An 18,351-nucleotide genomic window follows, 5' to 3' on the forward strand; every position below is an offset into this window, starting at 1 on the left:
GTTTTATGGATAAAGTGGAGTATATGATGAAAAGCCTACAAAAAGCATTCTACCATTCCTCGGATTTGACCGTCAGACAAATAGATTGGCATGAAGGAGACACGGCTATTTTATGCTTTTACGCTTCTCTTGTTGATGCGAAGGAAGTACAAAAAATACTGGATACGATTTATGCACGTTTAGATACAGAAAAACCCTTTTGGAGTGAAACCCTCCTTACAACACTCGATAATTTTGCGCTACCGCAAGCAATTGAACGAGTTTGCCAAGGTGAAACGCTCGTGATTTTGCCTGACATGGGAAAAATGCTGACTTTAGCGATTCCCAATGAAGTTCGTCGTAACCTTGAGGAGCCAAACAATGAACATATTCTGCGAGGCTCCCATGAAGGGCTTGTGGAGCGGGCGGATACTAATTTAACGTTGATCCGAAAGCGAGTGAATAATCCCGCTCTTGTGGTCAAATCTTTTACAATTGGACAACAAACGAACACAAAGGCTTATTATCTCAATATGGATGGGGTCATAAAGCCTGAAACCTTACAAGAGATGGAAAAGCGGATTGCGGACATTAAAATCGACTATTTTTATAGTATTGGCCAGTTAAGTGATGCCCTTGAGGATTCTGTGTTATCGCCATTTCCACAATTGTTAAATACAGAGCATCCAGATCGTGTCGTAGCTCATTTAGTGGAGGGTAAAGTTGTGGTCATGACCAATATTTCGCCGTCTGCCTTGATTGGCCCTGTGACATTTTTCTCTTTCTATCAAACACCTGATGACTATAATAGTCGGGTATTGGTTGGCTCTTTTTATAAAATAGTTCGTTTACTGTCGTTTGTAACGGCGGTTTTTTTACCAGCATTTTATATTGCTGTGATTAGCTTTCACTTTGAGGTATTACCGTTAGAATTAAGTAATCAAGTGAAAAATGATGTTAATGATATCCCTTATCGACCGCTAATTGAAGCACTGATACTTGAGATTATTATGGAGCTCATACGAGAATCAAGTATTCGCTTGCCACAATCAGTAGGGCAAACGATTGGGATCGTAGGAGGATTAGTGATCGGTGATGCCATTGTAAGTGCGGGACTCGTGTCAAACTTAATGGTCATTGTTGTTGCCTTAACGGCCATTTCAAGCTATGTTGTCCCGTCCGTTGAATTGAATAGCACGATTCGCATGATCCGTTTTCCGTTTATGCTACTTGCCTCATTATTTGGGTTTTTAGGCATTGTGGTAGGAGTTGTCATCCTATTAATTCATTTAATTAGTTTAACGTCATTGAAACAGCCGTATTTTTCACCTATCGTACCATTTCAACCGAAAGCTGTTTATAAAATTTTTTTACGCTGGCCATTTATTAGACCGACAGTCCAAGTTACTTCCTTTCAACCACCGAAGGATGAAAAGGGAAAAAATGAGGATACACCATGAATTTTTCTCTATCAAAGGCACAATTTTTTTTACTACTCTTTATCATTCAGACAGGTGTTGTCTACATTGCCTTTCAAACACCGTTAATCATATACAGTCAACATAGTGCATGGTATGTCTTCTTCCTTGCTAGCATCTTCCATTACGGCTTGCTGTTATTTTTTGAACGCTATTATCAATTTTTCTTTTTAAATGGGTTCTTTCGCTGGGTCTATCTGATCTATTGGTTATTAATAACAGCTGTATTAATTGCCTATATGGGGTATGTTCTGGCCTCATGGGTCTTGCCCCGAACACCTGAATGGATTGTTGTCATGATGATTGTAGGGCTATCTTTGTATGCCAATTTAGTTAGACCAGAAACCATCATCAATATTGGTGTCATGCTAATTCCTATCATTTTCCTCTTTGTCATTTTTTTAATGCTGGCTATTCCAGATTTAACGTGGAGTAATCTTTTTCCCGTTGAGTGGAATAATACTAGGCAAATCATGGCGGGCATGATTCATAGCATGTATGCCTTTTTTGGGATTGAAATGTACCTCCTTTATCGTCCATTTCTCAAACAGGATTTACAGGTGAAGGGAAAGCCCTTATTGATTTATCAACTCGTCATTTTTATCTTTTATTTTATTTCGGTTGTCTTTACACAAATGTTCTTTGCTTTGGAGGAGGTTCAACTAATACCAGAGCCTATTATGTATATTTTAAAATCACAGGAAGTGACTTTTGTAAAACGGCTGGATATTTTTTTCATCTATATTTGGCTTTCTTGGTCCATTGTTACGGTCATGATCTACGGTTTGTCCTTTCGTGTGCTTTATTTGTCAAAAAAACGGAAGCATCCGAAACGAATTATTGTTTTTTTTCATCTTCTCTTAGCCATCCTGCCGCTATTTGTCATGCAATTTCAGCGCATTGAGTTTATCAAAAATTCTATACACTACGTACTCATTGTGTTTACGATTCTACTACCAATGATGATAATTTGTTGGAATAAATGGAGGGGAAAACGTGTATCGTAAAGGGATTATGCTCCTCTTGTCTATGTTACTTTTAGCTGGCTGTTGGGATGAACGACTTTATAAAAACGCTTCCGTTGTGACGCTCGTTGGGGTGGACGGATATATAGGGGCATACAAGGGATATTATGCCTATCCGAATACAGCAGCTCAGCAAAATGAAGTGATTGAAGCGGACGGCATTTCACCAAGAGATGTACGGAATCAAGCCAATTTAAAAGTAGAACAAACACTTGATTTATCTGAACTATCGACCATCCTTGTATCGGACCAAACGGTAAGAGAGCCTCTTTATGATATTTTGGATATTTATTTTCGTGATCCCCAAAACCCGATTTCGATAAAAATTGCTGTAACAGAAGGGGATGTCAAGCCGTTTATAGAGCTAACAAAGGATTTAGCAGGGGGGGCAGGAGGCTATTATGAACGTTTTATGGAAAGCACAGAGGAAAATACAATTTTTCCGAAATTAGATTTACAGACGGTTGGCTCCATGCTATTTGAACAGACAATTGATATAGCACTTCCGTATATTCAGTTAAGTGAGGATAAAAAGCATGCTGTTGCGGCAGGTGTCGCTTTGTTCTCAGGTCAAACGTTTACGGGTACAATATTAACACCAAAACAATCTCTCACGATGCTTCTCTTAATGAATCAACCTAGCAAACAAGCGCGGATGAGCTATATGTGGAAGCATGATGGAAAATCGATGCCAATCACGGCTGATGTTATTCATATCAAGCGTCAATGGACGGTGAATGAGGAATTAAAAAGAATAGACATGGATTATCTCATAGAGGTAGAAATTGAGGAATTTGCACATGACCATTTATATAAAGACCCCGTTTTCAAGGAGGTTCAGCAGCTGATTCAAAATCAAATGCAGACAGAGTTTGAGGAGGTTTTGCGGATTCTTCAAGGTCAGCAATCGGATACGTTGGGAATTGGTCGATATATTCGTGCCTATCACCCTAAAATGTTTCAGAAGGATTGGCATACTATCTATGCATCCTTACAGCTAGTGCCGTCTGTTCAAGTGAAAATCATTCGTACAGGTGTTTTACGTTAAAAATCGCCTTTCTCAAGTTTGGAGAAAAGGCGATTTTTTATTAAACAGTTACTCTTTTTTGAACAATCAGCAGACGGATTAATAGAGTAACGGCGCCCATTGTTAAACCTGCCACAAGGCCAATCCAATAGCCAAATGGGCCGAAATCCGTATGTGTGGCAAGGGTGTACCCAACTGGCAAGCCAATCACCCAATAAGAAATAATGGCCATGATAAATGTGATCATGACATCTTTGTAGCCTCTCAATGCGCCTTGCACTGGTGCTTGTATCGCATCAGATAGCTGGAAAATGGCTGCATAGACTAAAAATTGTACAGCATACTCAAGAACCATCTGATCTGTCGTATACATATGCGCTACAGGTTCACGTAAAATAAATAAGATGCAAGCTGATATAAAGCTAAATAGAATGGCTGTACCGACACATAGATAACTATACATACGAGCATCTCGCATGCGACCAGCGCCGATCTCAAAACCTACTAATATTGTGACACCCATAGAAATACTGAGCGGAACCATGTATAACAGAGAAGTGAAATTGATGGCAATCTGATGGGCTGCGATGATTTCTGTGCTAAAATTACTCATCATCATGGTCACAGCAGAAAAAATACTTGTTTCTGCAAATAGGGAAATACCGATCGGAACCCCAATCAATAAAATTTCCTTCCATCGAAGCCATTCAAGCTTAGGCCAATCATGAAACAGACGGAATCGTTCGAACGGTACTCGTTTAGCGATGATCCATACTGTAATCATGAATATTAGCCAGTACGTTATTGCTGTCGCTACACCAGCTCCGATGCCGCCAAGCTCAGGCGCACCAAATTTGCCGAAAATAAAGATATAGTTCAGCACGATATTAATGGGTGTTGTCATTAAGGTAATGATCATCGTGACCCGTGTCTGACCAAGGGCGTCAATAAAGCAACGCATAACAAAAAATAAGAAAAGTGGCAAAAGACCCGCACACATCGCATAGATGTAGCCTTTTGCAATGCTATGTACAGCAGACTCTAAGTTCATCTTACTAAGTATCCAATCAATGCCAAAGAAGAGTCCTGTAAAAATAAGGATCGCCAGCAATATGGCGACATAAATGCCTTGCTGGACTGCCTTTTTTGCATCCATCTCTTTTTTCGCTCCCACAAGCTGTGAGACAATTGGCGTAATAGCTAGGAGTATACCTGAAAGTCCAGTATAAATTGGCATCCAGATAGAGGAACCAATCGAAACACCTGCTAAATCAACCGTCCCGTAACGACTGGACATTAAAATATCAAAAAATGAAATAAGATAAATAGCTACCTGTGTCACTAAAATAGGGACAATCATTTTTAAGAGTAGCACGTATTTTTCCTTAATTGTGGATGTTTGATACATATTTTCTACTTCCTTCATGAACATAATGAACAAGTATAGCATATGTAAAGAGAGAAAAGCTGAAATTTTCATGCTTCATCTATATCTTTTCGTCAGCATATAGTAAAATAGAACACTGTAAACAAAAAGTAGTGCTAACTACAATGGTTTTTAAGGAATAGGAGAATTTGTGTGAAACAACAAACAATCATTTTAACCGGTGGTGGGACAGCTGGCCATGTATCGTTAAATCAGGCGATACTCCCGTCTTTACTTGAACTTGGTTATGATGTCCACTATATTGGCTCAGAGCAAGGTATTGAAAAAGAATTAATTGGCGAGGCGTTCCCCGATGTTCCGTTTTATGGCATTGCGAGTGGTAAATTGCGTCGTTATTTCTCAATGAAAAATTTTACAGATCCATTTAAAGTGCTTGCTGGAATGATGCAGGCTTTTCGTATTATAAAAAAAGTGAAGCCACAGGTTGTCTTTTCAAAGGGTGGGTTTGTCTCTGTACCTGTTGTGATGGCGGCGAAATTAGCGGGTGTGCCAGTTGTCATCCATGAATCTGATGTAACACCTGGTCTTGCCAATAAAATAGCCTTACCTTTTGCTTCACATGTTTTTACAATTTTTGAAGAAACACTGAAGCATTTACCTCAAGAGAAGGCTACTTGCACAGGCTCCATTATTCGTCCTGAGTTATTTGAGGGAGAAAGAGCAAGGGGGCTAGCTTTCTGCGGCTTTTCTACTTTAAAGCCTGTGTTACTTGTTATGGGAGGGAGTTTAGGCTCTGTTGTCTTAAATGAGGCACTACGTAAAAACTTACCAGAGCTCCTAAAGCAATTTCACATCATTCATTTATGTGGGAAGGGGAATTTTGACCAATCACTGGAGGCAATGCCAGGCTACAAGCAATTTGAGTATGTGACAACAGAGTTACCTGATTTATTGCATGCTGCAGATTTTATTGTGTCACGAGCAGGCTCTAACTCCATTTTTGAATTTTTAGCGCTTCACAAGCCGATGCTATTAGTACCTCTCTCAGCGCAAAAAAGCCGTGGGGATCAAATTTTAAATGCCAACCTGTTTAAAAAACAAGGTTACGCAGAAGTGTTACAGGAAGACGAGTTGACGAAGGAATCTTTTATGAAGTCTGTTCATACACTAACAGAGCGTAAAGTGGAAATGGTGGAGACAATGGCAAAAACGCAAAAGCCAAAAACACCAGATGAAATGGCGTCATTAATTTTACGTTACAAGAAATAAGTATTATTTGAAAAAAGAAAAGAAGCTGTGAGGTAGGTCGAAACGACAAAACCTTATAGCTTCTCTTTTATATATATCGCACACTACATTGCTTGCTCTTCGCCCTCTTGCAATTGATGTGCCGTTGTTAGGTAGAATAAATCTTTTGGAATTTTAAATAAATTAAATTGTGCCTCACCGCTATTAACCTGCGCTAATAATGTTGGATGACTTTCATTGGCGCTCACCACATAAGGAAGCTTTAAAGCAGCACGTTGTGATTTTAAATTTTCAACACGTATACGGAGAAAGACCGTATGAAAATTATAGTCAAAAAATAACTCGTTCAAAAATAACATTTTTGCTTTTTGATTATAACCTTTACCTTGGTAAGGGAGTCCAATCCACGTTCCTAGAAAGCCTGCACCGTCCTCCACATCGTGAATACTAATGGTGCCGATTGGTTGACCCCAATCATCAGTTATGGTCCTCGAGATAGCGAGTCCTCTCGCTTCCTCTTCAATCAGTTGTTTTGTCATAAACCAATATTCATCAGCGGATGTGGCTTTTTGACGGACAAAAGGGAATACAGAAGGGTGTGATAATAGCTCATAAAGCTCTGTACATTCATGCAGGTCTCGATGTTTAAGCATACGAAACGCCTCCTTTACTAGGGTAGTTAAAACAATTCCGTTGAAGCATAAAGAAGAAAACTAAAATTCGTACTGGAATTAAAACCCAAAGAACTAGACGTTATAACTATGATATTCCATAATCTCCCGCTGTCTTACTGATTTCGACCATACCGAAAAAAGGCTAGTTTTTTAAATATAATATAACATATAATCTGCTTGATGCAATTATTTTGCTCGTAAAAAACAAAATTTGAGTTTAATAGTCAGTAAATTCTGATAAATGAAACGAGATGATCGATAATATTGTTGTTTTATAACATTAAGCCTATCCTATCAATTTTATCTAATATTAATCATTTATCTACATCTTTAGTAGTATTGGTTACTTGTTATAATAGGTAATATATCAAATGTTATCCTTAAAAGGATATAAATTTTATGATTCTAGAAAGGTAATTTTTTATTTTTATGTTATAATAGTAGTATTATTTTTAATCTCACGAAACATACATATGAACATTTCTATCATGATGGCAAGGGCTTTTCTGGAGGTGACAGCATGGAGTATATTTTAAGCGAAGATTTCTTTAACTCATTATTTATTGGCAAGGATTTTGTTTTTCTCGTGAAAAAAGTAGGGGACGATTATCAATATATTCGCTTAAATCAAGCAGCTCAAGATCTGTTATCGAATGAGGCGATTGGCAAAATGATTTCGACCGTTACCTCAAAGCGTAATTTTTCGATCATTCAGAAAAATTATGATGAGGCAATTAGAGAACATAAACAGGTTGACTATGTAGATTATGCATATGTTCAGTCGGAGGTTCGTAAATATGAAACATCCGTCAGACCGTTGAAATATAAGAATGAAGACTATATATTAGCCATTACGAAGGAAATACTCTATGACCGTAGTATTGAAGATAAATTTTTATTTATGCGGTCCATGTTTGACCATGCCTTTTTTTCTACGGTCATTTTATCGGCTGAGGGCATAATATACGAAGTGAATTCAAGCTTTATGGATGATTTTCAATTAGATAATGAAACCGTCAAACAAAAAATGTTTGTGGATTTACCAATTATTCCAAAAGAAGAAGTTGAACAACTTAAAATTTGTTTGCAAAAAGCTGCAAGAGGGGAAAACGTTGGCGAGAAGTTCATTAAATTGCATACAATGGACCAGCAGGAACGCATGTATTTGCTGTCACTATCACCAGTGATGCAGGATGATAATTCCTTTGCCATATTTCTAATCATGCAGGATTTTACACAATTTACTATACAAAAAGCAGAATTACGTTCGAAGTCTCACGGGCTAGAGGTATTTAAATCGGCATTAAACTCAGCTACGGCCATTGCCGTATTAGATAATAAAGGGAATATTACTGAAGTGAGTGATATGTTTTTACAGGCTTCTGGCTACACGGCAGAGGAGTTAATCGGTCAGCCCTACGCATTAATCGAACCTCGATTCCGTGGGCAAAATCTTTTACAAATAATTGAAGATAAGCTGGATACGATGGGGATGTGGCGTGGAGAGCTTTGTTATCGAACGAAATATCATGCCGATTACTGGGTAGAAGCTACCATCGTTCCATTAAAAGATGAGTTTGGTCAAATCGAACAAATTTTAACCATTAACTATGATATTACAGATAAGAAAAGAATGTTCACAGAATTAAAAAATATTGAACGTACTTTCCGGCTCATCACGGAAAATACAAATGACTTAATTGTGATTACAAATGAGGATGGCATCATTATCTATGCTTCCCCGTCGTATGGTATTTATTTAGGGTATGAAAATGTAGAGCTACAAGGACAATTTTACAGTGACATTATTGATCGAGAAAGTAAAGGCGAGTGGCAAACATTCTTAAATAATTATACGGGACAAACAGATTCACAGTTTGAGCTTTTACTGAAGGCGAAGGATGGAACACCGATATGGACAGAAGGAAATGTCACAGTTGTGCATGATCCTGAACGTGAAAAGGTTTCGCAAATTATGATGGTGTCTCGTGAAATTACGCATCGCAAAGAAAGAGAAAATGATTTGCTGTATCTAGCCTATCATGACGCCTTAACACAGCTACCAAATCGGCGCTTTTTACAAAAGGAGTTTCCTAAAATCCTAGCAGAAGCAAATGAAAATCAAACTTGTGTGGCGATGCTCTATTTAGATGGTGACGATTTTAAAGAAGTGAATGATCGCTTTGGCCATGAGACGGGCGATGCGTTTATTCAGCGATTCGGCATTTCCTTGAACAAAACAGTTCGAAGCCATGATCTAGTTATTCGAATAGGTGGCGATGAATTTATTGTCATCTTAACTGGCTTAACGAGAGATCAAGAAAAAAGACATCATCAAATTATGCATATTATTCGTCGGATACGCGATGAATTAGCAGAAGGCTGGATGATAGAGGACCATCTTTTTACACCCACTGCTTCTATTGGCATTGCCTATTACCCAGACCATGCACAAACACTGGATGAGCTAATGGATTTAGCTGACCAAGCATTATATAAATCAAAGGAATTGGGGAAAAACAACCTCTCTATTTCCGACATACACTAAAAAAGTCTGTCCACAAGGTTTTCCTTGTGAGACAGACTTTTTATTTGATGTTATGCTATAACAGTATAGGGATAAATATCCTACATCGTTATTTTGGAATAGAAGGTGATACGATGCCTAAGAAGATATTGTTGGTAGAAGATGAGAAGCATATTGCTCGTTTTGTTGAACTTGAATTACAGCACGAAGGCTATGAAGTGAAAACTGCCTATGATGGTCGAGAAGGATTGGCTTTGGCAACATCCGAAAATTTTGATGTACTTTTACTGGATGTGATGTTACCGAGCATTAATGGAATTGAGATTTGTCGTCGTATCCGTACACAATCACAAGTGCCGATTATTTTATTAACGGCACGAGATGCTGTGATGGATCGTGTAGCAGGACTCGATGCAGGGGCAGATGACTATATCGTCAAGCCTTTTGCGATTGAAGAGCTGCTGGCTAGAATACGGACGATTTTACGTCGTGTCACACCAGAGCAGACAAGCAGTGAATCTTTATGCCTAAGGGATATTGAAATAGATGTAGCAGCCTATGAAGTTTTCGTTCAGGGGAATAAACTTGACCTAACAAAGACAGAATATGACTTACTGAAACTATTAATCGAGCACAAAAATAGAGTCTGTACACGAGAGCATATTTTAACATCGGTTTGGGGTTATGATACGGATATTGAGACCAATGTGGTAGATGTTTATATCAGACATTTACGAACAAAGCTCCCAGGGGCAATGAACGATTATATTGAAACCGTTCGCGGTGTCGGGTATGTGATGCGAGAATGAATAGATTAAGAAATTATTTGCGTCAGCAGTCGTTGCAGAAAAAATGGATGCTGACCTCAAGCAGTGTCATCTTTATTAGCTTTACGATTATTTGTGTAGTCGTCTATCTTTCTTTGCATACATGGTTATTAAACGATGAGGAGAGTAAGGTCAATCGGACAAGTAAGGATATCATCTCTTTTTTTGAGTCACAGGGTCCTACAATTACCATTCAGCAAATTCAGCAAAATACAGGCTTGCTCAAATCGATTGCGGATCGTGATGAGACGGTCCGAATATTTAATGCAGATGGTGTGGATATTTTACGGATCAATGATACCTCTGCTGCTGCACCACTTAATTCGTTGCAAGAAATTTTTGAGATGACCATTGATAAGCAGGATGTGCTGGTCATCAATGAACCGATTCGGATGGGCTTTTTCCAAGGCTATATTCAAGTGATTCATCCGTTAACTAGTTTTCAATCTCTCATGCATTATCTCTTGACAGCCATGCTGATTGCAGGGTTAGGAGCCTTAGTGTTATCTGGCTCTATTGGCTATTATCTAGCGAACTATTTAATGAAGCCACTACATGAATTGCGTGCATCCATGAAAACAGTAATGGATCAAGGATTTAATGAGCCAATACAGCTAACCTATACATCACATGACGAAATTGGAGATTTACTGAAAATGTACAATGCCATGATGAATGAGCTCCAAATCTCATTTACCCAGCAGCAGCAATTTGTCGCGGATGCTTCACATGAGCTGCGTACGCCTATTCAAGCAATTGAAGGGCATCTTTCTCTTTTAAAAAGGTGGGGCAAACATGATCCTGCCATATTAGAGGAATCCATTGATACCTCCTTAACAGAAATTGCACGTATGCGCAAAATGATTGAGGAATTATTAGAGCTTGCACGCCGTGAGGAAAAAGATGAAACAAGTGAGGCCAATGCACTAGTGGTCATTGAAGCAGTAATGGATGAGCTTAGGCTTGTTCATCCACAAGCGCGAATGTCGCTGTCGAAACATGGTGAAATCGGTCCATTATTTATCACCGAAAATGCACTAAGTCAAATCGTCCGTAATATAATAGAAAATGCTATTCGTTATTGTGAAAAAATTCCTGAGATACAAATTTCTATTTCTGTTGCTGGAAATTATGCATGTTTAGAAATTGCTGATAATGGTATAGGAATAGCACCAGACAATATTCCGTTTATCTTTGATCGTTTTTATCGAGTGGATGAAGCAAGAAATCGCCAAATTGGTGGAACAGGCTTAGGGCTTAGTATTTCGAAGATGTTACTTGAAAAATACAATGCAACAGTAGAAGTCAAGAGTGAGGTTCATATTGGAACCGTTTTCTCGCTGAAAATCCCACTAAAATATTAAGAAAAATACACGCTTTATTTCATTATTCTATCCTTTGCGAAAAAAATTGCTTAATTTGCTAAAAAGAGTTGTATTTTTTGTGAAGAGTAGTAAGATTGAGATGGAAAAAACGTTCTTTAAAATATGGTAAAGTAGTGTGAAACATTCTTTTAAAGAACGGCTAAATATTATATAATTAATTGCAATTTAATTAATGGAACTGCCGAAAGGCAAAATTTGGAGGTCATTTTTCATGTCGAACAACGTTACAACTGTAAGTTCTCCATGGTCAGCTTTCTCTGGTCCTAACCTAGGATATGTGATGGAGCAATACGACTTATTCTTACAGTCTCCTGAAGAAGTAGAACCGGAGTTAGTTTCTTTATTCCAACAATTTGGTGCACCAGTAGTAGTAGAAGGTGAAGTAGCTGTAGCTAGTCATACAGCAGCGGCTCCTGCTGGCGATTACAAAAAAGTGTTAGCCGCTGTAAAACTAGCAGATGCAATTCGTTCACGCGGTCATTTAGCGGCAGATATTTATCCTCTGAAAAACCGTGAACTACAAACAGCTCAAATTGAAGAAAGCGCGTTCAACTTAAGCGCTGCAGATTTAGCTGAAATTCCTGCAGCAATCTTCTTCAAAGATGTGCCAGCAAACGTGAAAAATGGTAAGGATGCAATCGACTATTTAAAAGCTATTTATACAGATAAAGTAGCATTTGAATATGGTCACGTAGTAGCTACTGAAGAACGTGATTGGATTCAAGCGCAAATCGAATCAGGCTCATTCAAACAAGCATTATCTGCGGATGAGAAGAAAGCCTTATTAGATCGTTTAACTCGCGTTGAAAATTTCGAGAAATTTATTCATAAAACATTTGTAGGACAAAAGCGTTTCTCTGGTGAGGGCTTAGACACGCAAATCGTTCTATTTGATGAAATCATTAAAACGGCAGAAGCGAAAAATGTGGAAAACGTACGTATTGGTATGGCACACCGTGGTCGCTTAAACGTTTTAACACACATTTTAAATAAACCTTATGACATGATGTTCTCTGATTTTGCACATGTTTCCAATGATTTATTTATGCCAGAGCATGGCCGCCTTGAAATTACAAAAGGATGGACAGGTGATGTGAAATACCACATGGGGGCTTCTTACAACCGTGAATCTGGTATGAACGTGAAATTGGCTTACAACCCATCTCACTTAGAAGTAGGCAATCCAGTCGTACTTGGTGCTACTCGTGCAACACAAGATGATACGTCTAAACCAGGGCAACCTGTTTTCGACCGTACAAAGGGCTTAGGCATTCTTGTGCATGGTGATGCTGCCTTCCCAGGTCAAGGGATTGTAACTGAAGTGTTAAACTTCGCTAAAACAGAAGGCTTTACAACAGGTGGAACAATCCACATTATCGCAAACAATATGATCGGTTTCACAACGGAACATTATGATTCTCGTTCTTCTGTGTATTCTTCTGACCCAGCAAAAGGCTATGAAGTACCAGTAATCCATGTCAATGCAGATAGCCCAGAGGCAGTAGCACAAGTTGGTCGTTTTGCAGCAAACTACCGTCAAACATTTGGCAAAGACATTATTGTGGACTTAGTAGGTTACCGTCGCCATGGTCATAATGAAACAGATGACCCAACCGTGACAAACCCAGAAACATACAAATTAGTGTCTAAACATGAAACAGTGCGTGCATTATATGGTGCACAATTAGTGGCAGAAGGTCTTGTAACTGCTGATGATGTAGCGGCACTAGATACAGCTATCTATGCAGAAATGCAAGCAGCCTATGACCACGTCAAAGAAATGGCAGAAAAAGATGATCATCATCATTTAGAAATGCCAGAAGAATTAAAAGTAGAGTTCCCACAAATTGATACAGCAGTAGGTGCGGAACGTTTAGAAAAAATCAATGAAGAGCTTTTAGTGTTTGAAGAAAACTTCGAACCACAGAAAAAGCTTGGTAAAATCTTAGAAAAACGCCGTGATGCTTACGCGTCTGCAAAAGTTGACTGGGGTCATGCTGAAACTTTAGCGTATGCAACGATTATTCAAGATGGCACACCAGTACGCTTTACAGGTCAAGATGCACAACGTGGTACATTCTCTCAACGTCACTTAGTACTGCATGATAAAAACAATGGCAATGTCTTCACACCACTACACCATATTTCTGGTGCGAACGCATCCTTTACAGTACACAACTCTCCACTGACTGAAGCTGGGGTGGTAGGCTTTGAGTATGGTTACAACCTAGAAAATAGCCATGTACTAACAGTATGGGAAGCACAATTCGGTGACTTTGCGAATATGGCACAAGTGATGTTTGATAACTTTATTTCAGGGGCACGCTCAAAATGGGGTCAAAAATCTGGTCTAGTTATCCTTTTACCTCATGGTTATGAAGGTCAAGGTCCAGAGCACTCTTCAAGCCGTATGGAACGCTATTTACAAATGTCAGCTGAAAATAACTGGTTTGTAGCGAACTGTTCAAATGCAGGAAACTACTACCACTTATTACGCCGTCAAGCAGCATTATTAGGTACAGAAGGGGTACGTCCACTTGTAGTCGTATCACCAAAATCATTATTACGTCACCCATTAGCTGCGGCGAATGCTGAGCAATTAGCAAATGGTTCATTCCAAGAAGTGATTGAACAACCAGGCTTAGGGGCTAAACCAGAAGCTGTAGAGCGTATCGTTTTAGGTACAGGTAAAGTGATGATCGACTTAGCAGAGCGCGTGAAAGACGGCGAAGGCTTCGATCACCTACACATTATTCGTGTAGAACAACTTTACCCATTCCCAAAAGAGCAAGTAGCTGGTATCATTGCTAAGTATCCTAATGCAAAAGAGATTGTTTGGGTACAAGAAGAACCTAAAAACCAAGGCTCATGGAATTATGCATTAGAAACATTATATGAACTTTCAGAAGGTAAAAAACTTCGCTATGTAGGCCGTCCTGCAATGAGCTCAACTTCTGAAGGGGATGCAGATTCTCATAAAGCAGCACAAGCAGCTCTTATTGAAGAAGCGGTTGCTGAGCCAGTAAAGGTTAAATAACATATATCAATTTTTGAAACCGGGCTACTTGCCCTTAAGCAGTAGCCCTTCTATGTGCGTCATGCACGTTAATCAAAGGAGGAAATGAAAGTGGCTGAAATTAAAGTCCCTGAATTAGCAGAATCGATTACAGAAGGTAGTATCGCACAGTGGGTAAAAAAAGTGGGCGATCGCGTTGAAAAAGGTGAATTCATCGTTGAACTTGAAACAGATAAAGTAAACGCTGAGATCATTTCTGAAGAAGCAGGTGTATTAACACAAATTTTAGCTGAAGAAGGCGATACTGTACTAGTTGGTCAAGTTATCGCAGTAGTAGAAGCAGGCGAAGGCGCAGCAGCAGCTCCAGCAGCGGCAGCACCAACTGAGGCAGCACCTGCACCAGCAGCGCCACAAGCAGCACCTGCACCAGTTGCAGCAGCTCCAGTAGTAGAAGAAACTTCTGGTGAGCGTGTAGTTGCATCTCCAGCAGCACGTCGTCTTGCACGTGAAAAAGGTATTGACCTTGCCGCGGTATCTCCAGTAGATCCACAAGGACGTGTACGTGTACAAGATGTAGCAGCTCATGGTACAGCACCAGCTGTAGCACCAGCAGCAGCACCTACATCCGTAGCAACTTCAGGTGGCCCAGTAGTATTCACACCAGCAGCTAATTCTGACCGTGTAACAATTGAAAAAATGAGCCGTCGTCGCCAAACAATTGCAAAACGTTTATTAGAAGTTAAACAATCAACAGCAATGTTAACAACATTCAACGAAATTGACATGACAAACATCATGGCACTTCGTAAACGTAAACAAGAAGAGTTTGTAAAAGCAAACGACATCAAACTTGGTTTCATGTCATTCTTCACTAAAGCTGTTGTTGCAGCACTGAAAAAATACCCATACGTAAACGCTCAAATCTCTGGCGATGAAATTCATTTAAATAACTTCTTTGATATCGGTATTGCTGTATCGACTGAAGAAGGTTTAGTCGTACCAGTTGTACGCGATGCAAATAGCAAAAACTTTGCAGAAATCGAAAAAGATATCGCTAACTTAGCGACAAAAGCTCGTGATAAAAAATTAGGCTTAAATGACATGGCTGGTGGATCATTCACAATCACAAATGGTGGTGTATTCGGTTCATTAATGTCAACACCAATTATGAACGGTACACAAGCTGGTATTTTAGGTATGCACTCAATTGTAAACCGTCCCGTTGCAGTAAATGGTGAAGTTCAAATCCGTCCAATGATGTATGTAGCACTTTCATACGATCACCGTATCATCGATGGTAAAGATTCTGTAGGATTCTTAAAAACGGTTAAAGAATTAATCGAAAATCCTGAAGATTTATTATTAAATTCATAATGTCATTAGACCCTGCGAACAATGTTCAGCAGGGTTTTTTGTGCATGACGAAAGGTTTGGCCAATTCTAGTTTTGAAAGAGTACTAATGTTATATCGTTAAGAGGAGCAAAAAAGAAATAAACACAACTTTTCTCACATAGATCACGTAGTCTATAATAAAAATTTGTTGTAATTTTCAGAAATATCGACGAAAGCTCAACGATTTAAAATGGATACAGAACGCGCAATATCCTAATATTGTCATTAGTCAGAAAAATGTCAAAATCGTCTTGACGAACATATTAGTTTTATAGTAGTATCTAAATATCAATTAAATAAACAAACCTCACGGATTTTTACCAGTGAGGTAGAGGCGCGGTATTTATTAGTTCATTGTTGAGTACAAGCAAGCGAAGACGCAATGAAGAAGGAAATATCGCCGAAGTATAAAAGGAGCTCGTACTTTTATACTGGGTCTGCAGTGAATAAGTGCAGGACTGTCCTAGTAAATGGATTTCCAGATTTACTAGGTTGTGCTATCTCGGAAACATGGAAATTATAGTGAGGATTTGGGCAACTGTCATAAAAGGTAAGACCTAAGTTCAATATACTTAGGTCTTTTTTAGTACAGTTGTCTTATTTTTTTACAGAAAAGGGGAGTTTTTCATGAAAAGAAAATGGTTGTTAGTAATGATCTCTATCATGACGGCAATTGTGCTAGCTGCATGTGGCACGAGTGACAAAAAAGAGGGCGGTTCAAGTGATGCTGGAACTGACAAAGAAGAAGGCGGCGGTGAATTCCGAATCGGAATGGAGGCTGGCTACCCACCGTTCAACTGGACACAGCAAGACGATGCAAATGGCGCAGTGAAAATTGCGGATAATGCAGAGTATGCAGGTGGCTATGATGTACAAATGGCAAAGAAAATTGCTGAAGGTTTAGGCAAAGAGTTAGTCATTGTTAAAATGGAGTGGGACGGATTAGTTCCAGCGCTACAATCGAACAAAATTGATGCAATTATCGCAGGTATGTCACCAACAGAAGAACGTAAGAAAACAATTGATTTTACAGAAAACTATTATACTTCTGATTTTGTTATGGTTATTAAAAAAGGTAGCAAATATGAAGACGCAAAATCGATTCAAGACTTCTCAGGTGCTAAAATTACATCACAATTAAATACATCTAACTACACAGTGATTGACCAAATTAAAGGTGTAGAAAAACAAACGGCAATGGAGAGCTTCCCAGCAATGCGTGTGGCTTTAGAAGCAGGTAAAATTGATGGCTATGTAGCTGAACGTCCAGAGGGCATTTCCGCTTCTGCTGCCAACGATAAATTCACATATGTAGCATTTGAAGAAGGCTTTGATACAGACCTCTCAAATACTTCAATTGCTGTAGGCTTACGTAAAGATGACGCAAATCGTGAAAAAATCAATGAAATCCTAAAAGGCATTTCAGAAGATGATCGTCAAGCGATTATGGAAGAAGCTATTTCTCAACAACCCGCAGCACAATAATGACATGGCACGGACTAGCAAATAGTCCGTGCATGATCATTTCATCATTATCAAAATGAGAACCTCTCTACATAATGATAATGTCCTAGCGTGACAAATCATAGAATGGTAGAAAGAGCTAGGGCACAAAAAAATAAGCAAGCAAGATGACATTGTTAGGAGGAACATCATGAGTCTTGAATGGATACTTTCAATTATTGAAAACAACTGGCAAATGTTTTTACGAGGTGCGTATTATACGTTACTGATTTCGAGTATTAGTACAATTATTGGTGCATTTATCGGATTTTTCATCGGAATTATGCATACGATTCCAGTTCGTAAAAAAGGTGTGAAATTTTATAGCTTAAAGCTCATTAATTTTATACTGACATGCTATGTTGAATTTTTCCGTGGTACACCAATGATTGTACAGGCTATGGTTGTCTACTACGGATTAGATATCGCATTCGGTATCGATATGCACTTTATTACAGCAGGTATTTTAGTCGTTTCCCTCAATACAGGGGCTTATATGGCAGAAATTGTTCGTGGCGGTATTGTCTCCATTGATAATGGTCAATACGAGGCAGCATCAGCAATTGGCATGAATCACTTCCAAATTATGCTTCATGTTGTCTTACCACAAGTAGCGCGTAATGTTTTACCAGCGACAGGTAACCAATTAATCATGAATATTAAAGATACAGCCGTATTAAATGTCATTGGGGTAACGGAATTATTCTTCCAAACAAAATCAATTTCGGGTAACAACTTCCGTTACTTCGAATCATTCTTCGTTGCATGTGTTCTTTATTTCATCATGACATTTACCGCATCTCGCATCCTTCTGTATGTTGAAAAACGTCTAGATGGTCCTGATGCCTATCAAAAAGAACAAAAAGAAGCCGTATAGGGGGA

General features: G+C 38.9%; 13 protein-coding genes and 1 riboswitch. Of the genes, 11 read left to right on the forward strand and 2 right to left on the reverse strand.

Annotated elements, in window-relative coordinates; translation table 11 throughout:
• Positions 1-5: 5 nt before the first annotated feature.
• The 3 genes from MKZ14_RS10725 to MKZ14_RS10735 are packed head-to-tail and all read left to right on the forward strand — an operon-like array spanning position 6 to position 3,530.
• Complete coding sequence (locus tag MKZ14_RS10725; protein ID WP_339280932.1) at positions 6-1,439, forward strand: spore germination protein; 1,434 nt, start codon at positions 6-8, stop codon at positions 1,437-1,439.
• Positions 1,436-2,464: a GerAB/ArcD/ProY family transporter gene (locus tag MKZ14_RS10730; RefSeq protein WP_339280933.1), complete on the forward strand. Its 1,029-nt coding sequence runs from the start codon at positions 1,436-1,438 to the stop codon at positions 2,462-2,464. The genes MKZ14_RS10725 and MKZ14_RS10730 overlap by 4 nt, the downstream gene beginning before the upstream one ends.
• Positions 2,454-3,530 carry a Ger(x)C family spore germination protein gene (locus MKZ14_RS10735; RefSeq protein WP_339280934.1) on the forward strand — a complete coding sequence of 359 codons (1,077 nt, stop codon included), beginning with the start codon at positions 2,454-2,456 and terminating at the stop codon, positions 3,528-3,530. The genes MKZ14_RS10730 and MKZ14_RS10735 overlap by 11 nt, the downstream gene beginning before the upstream one ends.
• A gap of 40 nt (positions 3,531-3,570) precedes the next feature.
• On the opposite strand, the gene MKZ14_RS10740 is transcribed toward MKZ14_RS10735, so the two are convergent.
• Positions 3,571-4,917 carry an MATE family efflux transporter gene (locus MKZ14_RS10740; protein ID WP_339280935.1) on the reverse strand — a complete coding sequence of 449 codons (1,347 nt, stop codon included), beginning with the start codon at positions 4,915-4,917 and terminating at the stop codon, positions 3,571-3,573.
• A 171-nt stretch (positions 4,918-5,088) separates the two neighbouring features.
• On the opposite strand from MKZ14_RS10740, the gene MKZ14_RS10745 reads away from it, so the two are divergent.
• Complete coding sequence (locus tag MKZ14_RS10745) at positions 5,089-6,165, forward strand: undecaprenyldiphospho-muramoylpentapeptide beta-N-acetylglucosaminyltransferase (protein WP_036078983.1); 1,077 nt, start codon at positions 5,089-5,091, stop codon at positions 6,163-6,165.
• An 83-nt stretch (positions 6,166-6,248) separates the two neighbouring features.
• Here the strand turns inward: MKZ14_RS10745 and MKZ14_RS10750 are convergent, their stop codons facing one another.
• Positions 6,249-6,797, reverse strand: coding sequence for a GNAT family protein (locus MKZ14_RS10750; protein ID WP_339280936.1), 549 nt, complete (start codon positions 6,795-6,797; stop codon positions 6,249-6,251).
• Positions 6,798-7,338: 541 nt separating this feature from the next.
• Between MKZ14_RS10750 and MKZ14_RS10755 the strand changes: the two genes are divergently transcribed.
• The 7 genes from MKZ14_RS10755 (at position 7,339) to MKZ14_RS10785 (ending at position 18,346) form a co-directional block, all read left to right on the forward strand.
• Positions 7,339-9,366, forward strand: coding sequence for a diguanylate cyclase (locus MKZ14_RS10755; protein ID WP_016994035.1), 2,028 nt, complete (start codon positions 7,339-7,341; stop codon positions 9,364-9,366).
• A 113-nt stretch (positions 9,367-9,479) separates the two neighbouring features.
• Positions 9,480-10,154, forward strand: coding sequence for a response regulator transcription factor (locus MKZ14_RS10760; RefSeq protein ID WP_036078989.1), 675 nt, complete (start codon positions 9,480-9,482; stop codon positions 10,152-10,154).
• Positions 10,151-11,536 (forward strand): HAMP domain-containing histidine kinase, encoded by a 1,386-nt coding sequence (locus tag MKZ14_RS10765; RefSeq protein ID WP_016994033.1) that lies wholly within the window; start codon positions 10,151-10,153, stop codon positions 11,534-11,536. The genes MKZ14_RS10760 and MKZ14_RS10765 overlap by 4 nt, the downstream gene beginning before the upstream one ends.
• Before the next feature lie 232 nt (positions 11,537-11,768).
• Positions 11,769-14,594 carry a 2-oxoglutarate dehydrogenase E1 component gene (locus MKZ14_RS10770; RefSeq protein WP_339280937.1) on the forward strand — a complete coding sequence of 942 codons (2,826 nt, stop codon included), beginning with the start codon at positions 11,769-11,771 and terminating at the stop codon, positions 14,592-14,594.
• A gap of 90 nt (positions 14,595-14,684) precedes the next feature.
• A complete protein-coding gene (odhB, locus tag MKZ14_RS10775; RefSeq protein ID WP_048392889.1) occupies positions 14,685-15,947 on the forward strand; it encodes a 2-oxoglutarate dehydrogenase complex dihydrolipoyllysine-residue succinyltransferase in 1,263 nt (420 codons plus the stop codon).
• A 340-nt stretch (positions 15,948-16,287) separates the two neighbouring features.
• A riboswitch (Lysine riboswitch) is annotated at positions 16,288-16,474 on the forward strand.
• Between the two features lie 119 nt (positions 16,475-16,593).
• Complete coding sequence (locus MKZ14_RS10780; RefSeq protein ID WP_333004106.1) at positions 16,594-17,451, forward strand: transporter substrate-binding domain-containing protein; 858 nt, start codon at positions 16,594-16,596, stop codon at positions 17,449-17,451.
• A 169-nt stretch (positions 17,452-17,620) separates the two neighbouring features.
• Complete coding sequence (locus tag MKZ14_RS10785) at positions 17,621-18,346, forward strand: amino acid ABC transporter permease (protein ID WP_004230111.1); 726 nt, start codon at positions 17,621-17,623, stop codon at positions 18,344-18,346.
• The last annotated feature ends 5 nt before the right edge of the window (positions 18,347-18,351 follow it).

Source organism: Lysinibacillus sp. FSL P2-0066 (assembly GCF_037969495.1).
GTDB classification, from domain to species: domain Bacteria; phylum Bacillota; class Bacilli; order Bacillales_A; family Planococcaceae; genus Lysinibacillus; species Lysinibacillus boronitolerans.